Genomic DNA, 14,999 nt, shown 5'->3' with positions numbered 1-14,999 from the left:
AGATATGCCGATTATACTACCAGTTAAAGAAGTACACCCGAAGTTTGGAGATGATTGTTTTATTGCGCCTAATGCCACTATTGTTGGCGATGTAGTTATAGGACATAAGTGTTCCATTTGGTTTAATGCCGTGGTGAGGGGAGATGTAAATGCTATCACCATTGGTAACGAAAGTAATATACAAGACGGAGCTATTATACACGCTACGTATCTTAAAGCTTCAACTCATATTGGTAATCGTGTTTCAGTTGGACACAATGCCATTGTGCATGGCTGTGTAGTTAAAGACCATGTGCTTATTGGAATGGGGGCAATTGTAATGGATCATGCTGTAATTGAAGAGTTTTGTATTATTGCTGCGGGATCTGTTGTGCTCGAAAATACCCTTTGTGAAAGTGGATTTTTATATGCCGGAACACCTGCTAAAAAAATAAAGCCCATTACCGATGAGCAAAGGGCTTTACTAATGAAATTACCAGATAATTATATGATGTATTCGGGTTGGTTTACCCTTTAATTTTTTAGTTTTTCGGTAGGCGGCTTTTCGTCGGCTATTCGATTAGCTGACGCATTTGGAGGGGGCGGAATTTCATAAACCAAGGAAACCACAAAATTTGCTCGAACGGTTCGTTCTTCAGGATGGTTATAAATAGGTTCTGGTTGTGTTCCTAATGTTAAATTACCAGTATCCCAAAGACCATTCTTGTTTTCGTCGTAAATAACTCGAGTGAAGTAAGAGCCTACTTTATAGTTTGAGTAGGTAATAGATTTATTTTTGGTGATTATTTCGCTCGAAATAACCACTTTCTTATCATTTAAAACCTCGAGAATATAGCTTTTAGTGCTATCTGGAACTTGGACTTTAAATATAAAAGAGCCATAATCATCGGCACTACCTAGACGTAACAACTTACGTATTGGTTTATTTTTAACACCAAAAATTGCAGTTATAGCGCCTTCCTCGAAAGTAATTACATAATTTGCTTTCTTTTTCCAGGGATAATTGAAATTACAGGCGAGTACATTGGTACTATCTTTTGTAACGGTAAAGTTGGTCTTTGGGATACTATCTTCGGTTAATTTTATTTTCGTGACGTCTATTTTCTCAATAGGAAAATTAAAGTTCAGCTTAAAGGGGCGAAAAGGATTAAGGACGCCGGCCTCTATATTATCAGTTTGCTGTATAATGCGAGTATAGGTGTCTTTTTTTTCTCTATTAAATTGGACGGTGTCGAGCGCTTTCCCATTACTTTTTAGCACTACTTCTATCGAATCGAAAGTTAAATCTTGAAGCCACATTTTTAGTGAGTCGTTTGTTTTACTGAAACGAAAAATCTTTGTATCATCAACAGATTTATTGTTAAGAATATTGACTTCTGGTTTAATTAGTCTCTGATTGAAGATCATGTTTATACTTCCATCTTGATTCAGTTTTTTATCTAGGATGCGAAAGTCTTGAGCTAATTCTTTAAAGAGACCGAGATTAATGCTATCAAGGTTTTTCGTTAAAATGATAGGTTCTTTAATGAATCCGATTTCGTCTGATCGTTGCTGATAAATTTTATCACCTCCATTTTCTTTTAACGCATAAATTTTATAGGTATCTTTTTTAAGGTTGTTTAAAGAATAAAGTCCGCTACTGTCTGTTGAGGTAGAGATTGATGCTTTCTTTTTTCCGAAAATAGAATCTCTCGCAAGCGGGATAATAAAGACTGTAGCATCTAGTACGGGTTTTCCGGTTAAGGTGCTTATTACGCGGCCACTTATGCTTAGCGAATCTAGGAATGGCCCTGTAGAAAAAGCGTAAGTTAAATTTTTTAAGGCATTCGATTCGTTCACATCAACAATGGCGTTTCCAAAATTCAACGTATAGGTTGTGTTTTTTTCTAAACTATCTTGAAATATGATTTCCAATTTTTTCTGGTCTTTCTTTAGGAGAGGAGGGCGCTCTTGTTCTGGGGATATCGAAAACTCTCTCGCTTCATTTTGGATATTGAAGTATTCATCGAAAGTGATTTCAATTTTTTTTTGCGTAAAATTGGTTGTTAAATTTTTCGGCTCCATTTTTAAAACCTTAGGAGGAGTTTTATCAACTGGTCCCCCTTCGGGCGCGCGCATGCTGGCGCAGCCATAAATGCAGACAGCAATAAAAATAATGTACTTAAAAAAATGCTTTGTTGAGTAATTTGCGTTTTCGCTCATTTATATAATGCCAGTTAAACTTTCATTGTCTTTCGACCATTATTATTAAAAAACAAAAATAATCGATTTTAGGGCTTTATTTTAAGTCAAAACCAAAATCTCTTAACCTTTTGTTTTTCAATGGTTTATAATTTATTTTGTAATGTGCACCATTAAAACGGAAATATCGGATGGTGATACTCCTGAAATCCGAGAGGCCTGTCCTAAAGTCCGTGGCTTTATCTTTAACAATTTTTCTCGTGCTTCTTTCGATAAGGAAAGGAGTTTTGTGTAATCAAAATCGGGTTGAATAGCCTTGTCTTCCATTTTCTGCATTTTGTTTACAATTTCATTTTCCTTTTCGAAATAGCTTTCGTACTTAATTTTAATTTCAGCTTGCTCTACCGTTTCTTTATCAAAATTATTAAGCAGGTTGTTAAAATCGGGACTTACTTTTCTAATGTCTTCAATGCCAACCTGCGGCCTGCTTAGTACATTAAACAACTTAACGTTTTGATTTAGGGTTGAAGTACCTAAGCTTGATAATAAATCGTTGGCGCTATTCATATCGATACCCTGTTTCTTGGTAAAAGCGACGATAGCATCTGAGTTCTCAACTTTTTGTTGAACGACCGCTAAGCGTTCATCACTAATTAATCCGAGTTGATGCGCAATAGGAGAGAGGCGAATGTCGGCATTATCTTGTCTTAACAACAAACGATGCTCTGCTCTAGACGTAAACATTCTGTAAGGCTCTTCGGTACCCTTGGTTACGAGGTCGTCTATTAATACACCAATATAAGATTCAGAGCGCTTCATGATAAGTTCAGGTTTATCTTTTACCTTTAAATGCGCATTAATTCCTGCTATAAAGCCTTGACTAGCAGCCTCTTCGTATCCTGTTGTGCCATTTATTTGGCCAGCAAAGAAGAGGTTGCTGATTAATTTCGTTTCTAAGGTGAGAGATAGTTGGGTAGGTGGAAAATAGTCGTATTCTATGGCATAACCGGGCCTGAACATTTTAGCGTTTTCGAAACCAGGGATCTGCTGTAATGCTTTATATTGGATGTCTTCTGGTAATGAGGTAGAAAACCCATTAACATAAATTTCGCAGGTGTTCCATCCTTCGGGTTCAACAAAAATTTGATGTCTTTCTCGCTCTGCAAAGCGATTTATTTTGTCTTCAATAGACGGACAATACCGTGGCCCCAACCCTTTAATTCGGCCAGTAAACATTGGAGATTTTTCGAAACCTTCTTTTAACGTTTCATGAACATGCGTATTTGTATAAGTTATCCAACAACAGCGTTGTTCTTTTGGTCGCTCTACATTAGTATAAGAGAAGCGCCCGGGGTTTTCATCTCCCCATTGTTCCTCCATTTTAGAATAATCTAACGATCTGCCATCTACTCGAGGCGGCGTACCCGTTTTCATGCGGCCAGCCTCAAATCCAAGTGTACTTAGCTGTTCGGTTAAGCCTGTAGCGGCCTTTTCTCCGGTACGGCCACCGCCAAACTTTTTTTCTCCAATATGTATTAATCCGTTTAAAAAAGTGCCGTTTGTTAATACCACCGACTTTCCTTTTATCTCTACGCCGAGCGCTGTTTTTACACCAACAACGGTATTGTTTTTAATCAGTAAGCTTCCAACCATTTCTTGCCAAAAGTCTACGTTAGGAGTTTTTTCTAGTGCTAAGCGCCACTCTTCGGCAAACCTCTTTCTATCATTTTGTGCGCGTGGACTCCACATTGCTGGTCCTTTCGAGAGGTTTAGCATTCTAAATTGAAGCGTGGTTTTGTCGGCAATAATTCCAGAATAGCCACCCATAGCATCAATTTCTCGCACAATTTGTCCCTTGGCCACACCGCCCATTGCTGGGTTACAACTCATTTGCGCAATGGTTTCCATGTTCATGGTAACCAGTAAAACCGACGAGCCGAGGTTTGCGGCGGCGGCGGCTGCTTCGCAACCTGCGTGACCAGCTCCAACAACTATAACATCATATTCTTTAAACATAGTATATTTTCTGTTTCACGTGAAACACTTCTTTTTAATTATCGCTCTGTTTCACGTGAAACATTTTGCGAAGTATAAAGTTTTATTAATCCAAATAACGCAACTAAGCACCAAACACCTTCTAATACAACAAAAGGAATAAAAGGAATTAACCACGACGCATATCCTGCAATTGCTGCGCCTAACAAATTCAGCAAGCAATATATATAGCTTTCGGCTTTAATAAATTTAAAACTCTGAAGGAAAAAAGCAATCAATAAAAGACTTACTCCAAGAGTTGCAATTAGGTCTGTGGTTTCCATGTTAAGCATTTGTTTTTTCAGATAATTCTACCCATCTCTCCATGATTTTTTCAAGTTCAGCAGTATGCTTTTCTATTAAAGAGGCTGTTTCCTGAATTTTTTTATAATCTGTTGTGTTTATTTCGTTTAATAACTTTGTTAATTCTTCAATTTCATTTTCTTTTTCTGCAACCGTCTCTTCAATTTCATCAAGCTCTTTTTGCTCTTTAAACGTAAGTTTTTTTACCGTGTTTGTAGACAGTGCTTCTTTTGCCTTAACTTTAATTATTGGAGCTTCTTTTGCGGTATCTAAACTAATACGATATTCAGAATAATTTCCATTATAAACACTAACCCCGCCATCACCCTCCATAATAAATAATTGCTCACTCATTTTATCTAAAAGGTATCGATCGTGAGAAACCAAAATTAAGACACCCGGAAAATTTTCTAGAAATTCTTCTAGTACATTTAGTGTATCTATATCTAAATCATTTGTTGGCTCATCTAGAATTAAAAAGTTAGGGTTTTGCATTAGCACCTTCATAAGGTGCAAGCGTTTCTTTTCTCCACCACTTAATTTCTCCACCATACCGTGTTGTTTTTTTGGCGGAAAAAGAAAGAGTGTTAATAGGGCAGAAGCGGAGATGGTTTGACCATCAGCCATTTTAATGTATTCTGCATCAGACTTTACAATGTCAATAACCCTTTCTTTTTCATTAAAGGCTAAACCGCCTTGTTTATAATACCCATAAACTGTGGTATCTCCAACATCAACAGTTCCTTTTTCGGGCTTTAAAAAACCGGTGATTATATTTAAAAGAGTCGATTTTCCCGTTCCATTTTTTCCAGCTAAACCAATTCTATCCCCACGTTTAAAAACATAAGAAAAATTAGTGATAATCTTTTTATCATCAAATGTTTGTCCAATCCCGTTTAACTCAAGGATTTTGTTCCCTTGGCGTGACATCTTAACATTTAGCGTAACTTTTTGATTTTCAGTTCGTTGTTTGGTTTTCTCTTCCAAATCATAAAACGAATCAATTCTAGATTGAGATTTAACTGTACGTGCCGCTGGCATGCGCCTCATCCACTCTAATTCCTTTTTTAATAGATTCTTGTTCTTTTGAAATGTACTGTCATCTGCCGCCTCTCTTTCAGATTTCTTTTCTAAGAAGTAGGCATAGTTTCCATTATAATTATAAATTTTACCGCGATCTAATTCAACGATTGTGTTGCATACATTATCTAAAAAGTAACGATCGTGCGTTACCAATAGGATTGTTTTATTTCCAGAGGTTAATAATTTTTCTAGCCATTCAATCGTATCAATATCCAAGTGGTTGGTTGGCTCATCTAGCACATAAATTTCAGGATCTTCTATCAATAGTTTCGCAAGCGCCAAACGTTTTTTTTGTCCACCAGAAAGTGTATCTATTTTTTGTTGTAAATGATTGATTCCCATTCTACTCAGAATAGTTTTGATCTCGTGCTCATACTCCCAAGCGTTATGCTCACTTAATTCTTCATATAAACGATTTAATGTTCTCTCGTCGGGATTAGGGTCTTCAATCAATTCTTCATATTCTTTAATCAGCTGTTGCTGTTTATTCTCTAAAGAAAAAATAAAATCGCTAATCGAATAGCCATCAGGAAACGAAGGCTCTTGGTCTAAAAATCCAATTTTAACCGATTTGTTCTTCACAATTTTTCCTTCAAGAGGTAAAAATCGCTCGGCAAGTAGTTTTAAAAGGGTGCTTTTTCCCGCACCGTTAATACCAACCAGGGCCACGCGTTGACCAGGATTAATACCTAAAGTTAAATTTTTGAAAAGCCATTCATCATGGTATCCATGGCCTAAGCCCTCAGCTGCTATTAGTGTACTCAAAGTAGTTTTTAAAGATTTATCTAATAAGAAATTAAACAAAAGTAAGGATAAATTTGATGGCGATTCTTTATTGCATAAAAAATGCGGACATCCACCCGCATTTTTAAACTAAACTAAACTAAATTTATGATTGATTGTGTGTATTAATTATTCAGCAATTGCAGTAGCTAATGATTTAAAAGTTGAAGCAGCAATTGCATTTTGAGAACGGATGTTTGAACTTTCGGCTGTAAAATCGTTCATGTTCACTTTCGAAGAACTGTTAACTAATGCAGTGTGCGCTAAAGTAGAACCTGTTAGGGTTAACTCTCCATTTCCATTTACACTTGTATTTAAGCTAATCGTGTTTGTATTTAATATTGCTTTAGCATTATCGTTAAGATTAACATCAAGATCTAATGCGCTGAATTTACCACTAGTTCTAACGATTGCGTTGTCTGATGCAGTGATTGAGCTTAAGTTGTTAACGTATACAACAACAATTAAGGGTTGGTTTTCATAAGAACTAATCCTTAATGTGCCATCTTTTTGTTGAACCAGTGCATTTTTAGCATAATAGTTATCATATACTTTAACATGCTCTTCCTTACTTTTAACTAAAATTAATTCTACATTACCCGATACGTTAATTTTGTTTACTTTTTTTACGTCTGATAACACTGTTACTGCACCGTTGTCTGCTTTTGTAGTTAAAGTAGCGCTTGTTAGTACTACTAATGTTAATGTTGCTGCGATTATGGTTTTGATAGAAGTTTTCATGTCTTTATTTTTTATTTTCTTTATTTTTATTTGTGATAACCGCCTGTTATTAGGCTGGTTTCGTATATAAGACGAGTTAAAGGATAAAAGGTTGCATTCAATTTTGCTGTATTATACCATCAGGGGCCAACTCTCGACCAACGCCCATAATCTTTCGACCAACGGGCATAAGCACCGCCATGAAATCTTAGACAGCAAGTTCTTTGCGCAATCTTTAAGCGGCGAACAATAATATAGATTGCTTAGCTCGTGGTTTCTGCAAATGATGTAGATTGGTCTTAACCTTAACAAGCTACATAGCACCCGAATATTTACCTCCGTTAACTGCGAAAAAATAAGGCAACACCTCCTTAAACTTTAAGTAAAAAATTGGGTCATACTAAATATAAACTCAGATTAAGACGCTACATTTGTGTTTCTTTAGATCTAAAAATTATAACCATAATGAAGATTATTGCTTCAATCCTTACCGGGCTTCTATTAATAGGCACGCAGCCAAACTACAAAAAAGCCAAAAATACCCGCTTATACGTTTCTAACTACGAGAACGTTTTGGGTACGTCTTTAGCGTTTAAAATTACAAGTTCATCAGAAGCTGATGCCGAAAATGCTGAACATGCCGCATTAAGGGAAATAGAAAGGCTTTCGGCTATTTTTAGTGCCTATGATGCAAATAGTGAGTTTAGTCGTTGGATGAAGAATGACTTGAATAAGCCCGTTAAAGTTTCTTCAGAACTTTTCGATATGCTTCAGCTTTTTGAAAACTGGAAGAAACGCACAAATGGAGCGCTTGATGCATCGGCGGCAGTGGCCACTACCTTGTGGGAAGACGCTTCCAAAAATCAGAAATTACCTACTAAGGCCGAACTTAATGCCGCTGTTTCTACAATGAAGCAAACGCATTATCTATTAAACGAACATGATTTAACAGCTACTCGTTTAAGTAGTGCCCCTCTGGTGATGAATACCTTTGCTAAAAGTTATATCATTAACCAGGCATGCGATGCTGCACTGGCTGCCTCAGGCGTTACTGCTGCAGTAGTAAATATTGGTGGCGATTTGGTAATTAAAGGTGATGTTAACGACGTGGTGAGGGTGACAAATCCGCGAGCAAATGCAGAAAATGATGCGCCGCTCGATCAGCTTTTGGTGAGTAATAGAGCGGTGGCTACTAGCGGAAATTATCGTAGAGGCGAGCAAATTGGCAAAAATTGGTATTCTCACATCATAGACCCCCGTACCGGAAAGCCCGTTGATGGAGTAATTAGCGCTACCGTTATCGCTCCAAATGCTACTGATGCAGGTGCTTTAGCCACAGCATTTAATGTGTTATCGATAGCAGAAAGTAAAGCATTAGCAGAAACGGTAAAAGGCGCCGAATATTTGATCATTACATCATCAGGTAAAAGAATAGAAAGTAAAGGATGGGAAAAATTGATTGATCCCTCTAGCAAAGAAGTCAAGAAAATGGTTAATCTAGGAAGGGCTGCGGATGAAAAACTATGGGATGCTAAACACGAATTATCAATCACTTTCGAATTAAATGCCATTGCAGGCAATAGTCACCGCCCATTTGCAGCAATATGGGTAGAAAATGAAAGCAAACAGCCCGTACGTAACCTTGCCTTGTGGTATAACAAAACAAAATGGGTCCCTGATTTACGGAACTGGTACCGAATTAATGGCGATCGCTTTAAAGCGGATAAGGAAACCTACGTATCGGTAACAGGAGCAACACGTTCTCCTGGAAAATATACGATAAAATGGGACGGAAAAGACGATAAAGGAAATTATGTCCCACAAGGGAACTATACGATACTGATAGAAAGTTCTAAAGAACACGGAACAGACGAAATTATCCGCCAACCTATGGAGTTAAAAAAGGCGCCACAAAAAGTAACAAATGCAGGAAATGTTGAAATCTCAAACGTAACTTTTGAATTCCGTAAAAAATAGCACCGGCACAAGTGCAAGAGCTTCAAAGAAGAAAGCTCCGAAAAAAGAAGTCGCCAAGTTATCCAGATGGCTCCATATCTACCTCTCGATGGTGAGTTTTGCTGTTGTGCTATTTTTTTCGTTTACAGGTTTAACGCTCAATCACCCGTCGTGGTTTGGTGGCGAGACGCAGGTGATCGTTAAAAATAAGGGTAAGCTGAATGCGAAATGGGTGAATAATCCCGACACCAACAAAATTGCCAAGCTGGAAATTGTAGAGTTTTTAAGAAAAACTTACCAAGTTAAGGGAGCCGTAAGCGAAGTGCGTATAGATGATGGTGAGGTAAGTGTTTCATTAAAAGGGCCAGCTTATTCTTGCGATGCATTTATTAACCGAGAAACAGGCGCTTACGAGCTTTCAGAAGTTAAAATGGGCATTATGGCCGTGATGAACGACCTCCATAAAGGTAGAGATTCGGGAAAGGGATGGGGGTGGATAATAGACCTTTCGGCCGTTTTTTTAATTCTGGTCTCACTTAGCGGGTTAATTTTATTGTGTTTTATTAAGAAAAAGCGTTTAGCAGGATTTATTACCGGAGTTGTAGGGTTGTTGCTTTGCTATTTAATTTATGTACTATTTGTGCCATAGCATGTACTTATAAACCTAATTCTTTTGCTTTTTTCATCAGGTTGTTCGTAAGTACAATTAAATCCGCGTCGAAAGCATCGTCGTTATTTCTCGAATTTAGTAAAACGGCAACGCTATATTCGGTTCCGTAAATCCAAAAAGTACCTGTTCCGGCTAAATTTCCACCATGGTAAAAGCCAGAAAACAAGGTGTGGTTAGTTCTCCAACCTTTGGCATATCCAGAAAAGGCATCGGAGGGGGTGAACATTAATGTTCTGGTTGCAGTACTTAAAATGTCTGGTTTAAGTGTTCCTCCATCTACTGCGTATAAAATCTTAAAGAGATCTTCTGTAGTAACCGCCACCCCGGCGGCTGCTTTCATTACATTCATATCGTTGCCATAGGCCGTTGAATTACCTTGAGGATAACAAACCGCCTCGTCTGACGGGATATTTGCCGCCGTAGCCGTAGCGAGGCGCAAGCGGGTGATGCCGATTGAAGCATACATTTCTTTTAAATAGGTTTCATAGTCTTTTCCACTTACCACTTCTATCACTTTGCCCAGTACGCCATAGCCCATGTTGTAATAATAATATTTTGTACCCGGCTCACTTTGAGCAGAATTTAGCATTACCTGAATACGCTGGTCTAAACTTTGACCAACATTCGCAGCGCTAAACATGGGATCGCCCGTATATCCGCCCGTATGTTCTAAAAGATGCTTAACGGTTACTTTTGCCGAGAGCTGACCAACGACAGGAAATGAAGCTTTTAATAAACCAGTTGGCCCAAAAACGAGGTCGTTGATGCCAATTTTGCCTTGTTGTATTAAGTTCATGATGGCGATCGCGGTGTGTTGCTTGGTCATCGACGCCAACCTAAACAGATGATTTGGTGTAGCGCGTTCTTTGGTTTCGGTCCTAGAAAACCCACTCGCATTCTTGTATACGATGCTTTCTAGGCTATTTTTCCCTATAGCATATGAGGCAGCTGGAATACCATATTTTTCGATAAAGGGATAGATCATCGCATCCATATCTTTAATGCCAAGTTGAGCCAAGATGGTGTATGCCGTAGCAGAGCCATCTTCGGCCGATACGGTTGCATTGATGGTTTTCGTTAAATCTAGCGTTGCCGTATTATTTGATAACGTTAGGCCATCTATCTTAACATTAGCTTTGGCCGAAACATTAAAAATCACTTTCACCGCAGATAGATCTGAACCTAAAGGAATGGTGATGTATAGTTTTACGCCAGATCTGTAAACATAACCATCGCCGGTAAGGTTGGGATTGTCTGACTTAAAAATGTTAACATTTGTGATTTCTTTGGCGCTAGACAGTGTAGCCGTGGGTGGATTGGTTCCGGGGCCGATATCGTCTTTTTTAGAACATGCCGCAAGGACAACTATAAACGAAGTAAGAACGAGAAGATTTTTTAGCTTTTTGTTAAGAAAGATTTTCATATTAGTTACAACTTCGCTAAATAATAGTCTTCCTTAGCCGTCATCTGTGTTTTGGCCGACTTCGTTTTGTCTTTATATCCCAATAAATGTAGGGTTCCATGAATCATCACTCGGCATAATTCCGTTTCGATGGTAGTGCTAAACTGTGAAGCATTTTCCTTTATTCTATCTATGCTAATAAAAATATCGCCTAGGATCGTTTTAAGCTCTTCTGCGTTGTCGAAAGTTATCACGTCGGTATAATCGTCGTGCTGGAGGTAATCTTGGTTTATGCGCAGTAGATACGTGTCTGAGCAGAAGATAAAATTTAATTCTTTTAAAGCATAACCTTCTTCTTTAATCGTTGCAGTGATCCAAGATTTAATTTTGGTTTTATCCTTTAACGTATAGCTAATGTCTTCGGTAAAAAAATTGATTTTTGGCATGCTTATAGGTGGCGTCAATAACGAGCTGGAACAATAATTATCTATTGGGCGAATTTAACAACTTAAAATATTCGGCAATCTTATTTTTATAATAGTAATTTAAGTTTGGTGGTAATTTCTGAATGAGTTCGGTTTCGCTTTGCTGTTGCTTCTTAAATTTTTCAAGCATTTGCTGATACGAAGGAGGGAACTCCTTTGCAGCGCTACTTTCTCTTTTCGAATCCTCATCTTGCTCTCGCTGTGCTTTATCGGCATCAATCAACTTGGTTAACAGATTTTTTTGCCTATCCATGGCTTCTTGATGAAGGGTTTTATTCACTAAATCGGTTTCGGTCTGTTTCATGTCTTTGATGGCTTGATTTAGATTTCCCAAAGCCCCCTTGCCGTCTTTGTTTTCTTCTGTGTTTATTTTTTGTAAAGCTTCGCGTATTATCTGTTGCTGCCGGGCCATTTCTGCAAACTGTTGGCTCATTTGCCCTTTCGGCACAGTGCCTTTGTTGCCCTCCCGCTCCATTTTCTCTTTGGCTTCCTGCATGTTTTTATTTAATTGCTCCTGCATTTTTTGAAGATCTTTCATGCTGTTTTTGCCTTTACTGGGCTTTCCCGTTTTTTGCATTTGTTCGAGCGCCTCATTTAGCATCAGGGCTAAATTGTTTAAAGAGGTCATGGCCGTTTGTTGGTAACGATTAGCCTCTCCAGTGCGTCTATCGCCCAATTGATCGATTGCCTTTTCGATATTAAAATTAATTTTATCAACCTCTTCGTTTACCGTACTCTGAATTTGAGGAGCCCGTTTACTTAGTGAAAACAAACTATCGGCAATGGTTTTCATATTGTCTTTGATAATGTTTTGTTGTTGTACGTTGGCCACATAAGAGGGATCGTTGATGGTCATTTTTCGTAAACTAAGCATCACTTTTTCTTGTTCAAAAGAAGTGGACAGTAAATTTTCTAGCAGGCGCCTCAATTCTTTAGCATTTACTTTCGACTCTTGTTCCTCACCCTCTTGTTGTTCTTCGCTCATTTTCTGAGCTAATTTCTCCATTTCTTCAGCAGCATCTTCTTGCTCTTCAGCCGCTTTTTGCTTATTGTTTTTGCTCAGCTGATCTTTACTTTCTTGTTGTTTTTTCTCTATTGCATTGGTTTCCTTTTCGGGATTTTTGAAGGGATTTGGACGGTCGAGCTCTTGATTTTTTTCGGCTAACCTCTGTAACTCATTTTGTAAGGTCTTGAAATCTTTATTTAATTGATCTTGCTTATTCTTAATGTCATTCGCTGTGGTATTCTTGTCCTTGCTTTGTTGGCTCAATTCTTTTTGCTGCTTGGCCATTTCATTTAACCGATCAATCTTGTTCTGTAAGTTCTGTTCAAATTCGAGTTGTTTATAGAGCTCTAAAATGCGGTCGAGCTCATTTTTTAGGCTCTTGTTATCCATTTGCATTTTAGAAAGTTCTTCGCGTGTTTGATCCTTGCTGTTCATTTCCATTAAACGCTGCAATTTCACTAACAGTTCTTTTGTTTTCTCATCGAGAACGTTGTTAAACAAATCATCGATTTGTTTTTGCTTCTCTTTTAACTCGTCGTTAATAGCTTTATTTTCTTCTTTATTGAACGTGTTTTTTTCGTTTTGCTTTTTAATGTCCTTAACAGCCTCTTCTAATTGTTTTTGCTTGTCGAGCAATTGTTCTACCTGCTTTTTATCTTCGAAAGTAAGTTGTTTCTTGTCGAGCAAATTCTGACTTAGCTTCTTGCTTTCCTTTTCTATGCTCGAGGCCAACTTAATGGTCGACTCCATTTTTTTCTTCAAGGCATCGCTTCCCTCGGCTAATTTTGCCGCAATTTCTTGCTGCGATGGCGCTTGATAGGTTTTAATGGCAGAGCGAGATACCTTTGCACCATTTACACCATCGTTATCGGCTACCTCAAAATAATAAACAATTACTTGTCCTGGTTTTACGTCGATGGCATTTAAATCCCATAAATAGAAAAAAGCATTTTCTATTTGGTTTGTTTTAATAACAATAGGCAGGCTTTTTTCGGAAATGGTTTTTCCATCTTCTTTAATGCTATACTTAAATTTTAAGGAAGATAAGCCATAATCATCTGCTATCGCACCAGAAAAATAAAGGGCTTTGCTACTTAACGAATCTGGGCTTTCGCTTACGTCTATCGTTGGAAACTGGTCGTTAATTACTGAAATCTGATGGCTTAGCGAATCAGTAGCGCTTACAAAAGAATTCTTTGGAATAACGCGATAGTCGGTATTGCTTTTAATTACGCGGCTAAACGTCGAAACATTATCATTTATAGCCAAAGGATAGATTTTATTTTGAAGTAAAAAAGATAAAGAAGAACTATTTTCGGTGTGGAGTTGCCAAGTTACTTTTGTCCCTTCCGGGATAAGTAAATCGCCAACATTGCTCAGCTCTTCACTTTTTCGGTTCAAGTAGGCAGGATAATTTAGCACTGCACTCATGTTTAATAAAGTTGGACGTGGACTTACAGCGATGACAAAGGTTGAAGAATTAAAACCGCCGCCAAAGAAACGTATCGACTTATTTTTTTGAATATTTTTAAGCGTATAGTTAAATCTACTTATGCTCTCTTTCTCTAACTTATAGGTATTTGCCCCATCTTCGAGGTAAAGGTCTTGAGGAAACTCATCTCCAGTTAATTTCAGGTTTAGGGTTAAGTCATCACCTTGTGTAACGCTTAACTTTTGGTTTAATACTACAAAATCAAATGGCGCTTTCGGCAGGATTTCTTTGTTGTAGCTAATAAAACTTGTGGTTCCTTCTCTTAAGATTCGAGGGGCAATAATTCCAATTACCAAAATAATTGCAAAGGGGATAAGAAGATACTTTATATGTCTACGATTATCGTTTAGATTTATGGCGCTAGAAAATGGAATTGGGCGTAAAGCACTAATTTTCTGATCTATTCCTGCCATTATTAATACGCTGTTTTGCGGAGAATTATCAGCAATCGCCTTAAGTTGCAAGGTGTTTAATAATTTATCTTTAACGGTAAAAAAATGGTCACCAATAAGTCTGGCCGCCTGTTCTATGCTTAAATTCTTGCCGAGCTTGAAATAGGCAAGGCCAGGTTTCACCACCCAAAAACTAAGCGCAAGAACAGATAGCGTTAGAAAAGAGAAGAATAACACGGTTTTTGTTACTGTACTTGGATGCGAATAGTAAATGAACAAAAACAAGAAAAGATAAGCAGCCAAAATACATGCCGCAGCATAAATGCTTCCACGTAGAAGTTTGTTGAGATAGAACTTTCGCGTAAACTCGTTTATTTTACTAATTAAAAGATCATAATTAGAACCCATCGCAATAAAGTTAATAAAAAATCGACATAAAGTTGGCGTCAAAATCATACTTTTAACATTTGAAACTCATACCTCAATCCAAAA

11 protein-coding genes are annotated in these 14,999 nt (G+C 37.7%); 3 read left to right on the top strand and 8 right to left on the bottom strand.

Annotation, left to right across the window (positions count from 1 at the left end; genetic code table 11):
* The first annotated feature begins 4 nt into the window (after positions 1–4).
* Positions 5–517, top strand: coding sequence for a gamma carbonic anhydrase family protein (locus WG904_RS05580; protein ID WP_339578307.1), 513 nt, complete (start codon positions 5–7; stop codon positions 515–517).
* Here WG904_RS05580 and WG904_RS05575 read toward each other — a convergent pair.
* The 5 genes from WG904_RS05575 to WG904_RS05555 all read right to left on the bottom strand — a co-directional run bounded on the left by WG904_RS05575 (position 514) and on the right by WG904_RS05555 (position 7,125).
* Positions 514–2,202: an Ig-like domain-containing protein gene (locus WG904_RS05575; RefSeq protein WP_339578306.1), complete on the bottom strand. Its 1,689-nt coding sequence runs from the start codon at positions 2,200–2,202 to the stop codon at positions 514–516. The two genes, WG904_RS05580 and WG904_RS05575, sit on opposite strands and share 4 nt — an antisense overlap.
* Positions 2,203–2,334: 132 nt before the next feature.
* A complete protein-coding gene (gene mnmG, locus WG904_RS05570) occupies positions 2,335–4,197 on the bottom strand; it encodes a tRNA uridine-5-carboxymethylaminomethyl(34) synthesis enzyme MnmG (protein ID WP_339578305.1) in 1,863 nt (620 codons plus the stop codon).
* Between the two features lie 38 nt (positions 4,198–4,235).
* The gene (locus tag WG904_RS05565) at positions 4,236–4,499 is read right to left on the bottom strand and encodes a CBU_0592 family membrane protein (RefSeq protein WP_339578304.1); all 264 of its coding nucleotides are present in this window, start codon (positions 4,497–4,499) and stop codon (positions 4,236–4,238) included.
* Between the two features lies 1 nt (position 4,500).
* Positions 4,501–6,366, bottom strand: coding sequence for an ABC-F family ATP-binding cassette domain-containing protein (locus WG904_RS05560; protein ID WP_339578303.1), 1,866 nt, complete (start codon positions 6,364–6,366; stop codon positions 4,501–4,503).
* Positions 6,367–6,513: 147 nt separating this feature from the next.
* A complete protein-coding gene (locus WG904_RS05555) occupies positions 6,514–7,125 on the bottom strand; it encodes a GIN domain-containing protein (RefSeq protein WP_339578302.1) in 612 nt (203 codons plus the stop codon).
* Between the two features lie 444 nt (positions 7,126–7,569).
* Here WG904_RS05555 and WG904_RS05550 point away from each other — a divergent pair, with 444 nt between their 5' ends.
* Both WG904_RS05550 and WG904_RS05545 read left to right on the top strand, forming a co-directional pair.
* The gene (locus WG904_RS05550; protein WP_339578301.1) at positions 7,570–9,081 is read left to right on the top strand and encodes a DUF2271 domain-containing protein; all 1,512 of its coding nucleotides are present in this window, start codon (positions 7,570–7,572) and stop codon (positions 9,079–9,081) included.
* Positions 9,062–9,709 (top strand): PepSY-associated TM helix domain-containing protein, encoded by a 648-nt coding sequence (locus WG904_RS05545; protein WP_339578300.1) that lies wholly within the window; start codon positions 9,062–9,064, stop codon positions 9,707–9,709. The genes WG904_RS05550 and WG904_RS05545 overlap by 20 nt, the downstream gene beginning before the upstream one ends.
* Before the next feature lie 7 nt (positions 9,710–9,716).
* Here WG904_RS05545 and WG904_RS05540 read toward each other — a convergent pair whose 3' ends face one another.
* From WG904_RS05540 to WG904_RS05530, 3 genes are read right to left on the bottom strand one after another with little or no spacing between them, the layout of a single operon-like run.
* Complete coding sequence (locus WG904_RS05540; protein WP_339578299.1) at positions 9,717–11,153, bottom strand: serine hydrolase domain-containing protein; 1,437 nt, start codon at positions 11,151–11,153, stop codon at positions 9,717–9,719.
* Between the two features lie 5 nt (positions 11,154–11,158).
* Positions 11,159–11,578: an rRNA maturation RNase YbeY gene (gene ybeY / locus WG904_RS05535; protein ID WP_339578298.1), complete on the bottom strand. Its 420-nt coding sequence runs from the start codon at positions 11,576–11,578 to the stop codon at positions 11,159–11,161.
* A 37-nt stretch (positions 11,579–11,615) separates the two neighbouring features.
* The gene (locus WG904_RS05530) at positions 11,616–14,915 is read right to left on the bottom strand and encodes a DUF4175 family protein (RefSeq protein WP_339578297.1); all 3,300 of its coding nucleotides are present in this window, start codon (positions 14,913–14,915) and stop codon (positions 11,616–11,618) included.
* Positions 14,916–14,999: the final 84 nt, after the last annotated feature.

Origin of the sequence: Pedobacter anseongensis (assembly GCF_037482965.1) — a bacterium.
GTDB lineage: Bacteria > Bacteroidota > Bacteroidia > Sphingobacteriales > Sphingobacteriaceae > Pedobacter > Pedobacter anseongensis.
Note: the sequence above shows the minus strand (reverse complement) of the source record. Positions and strands in the feature narration are given on the sequence as shown.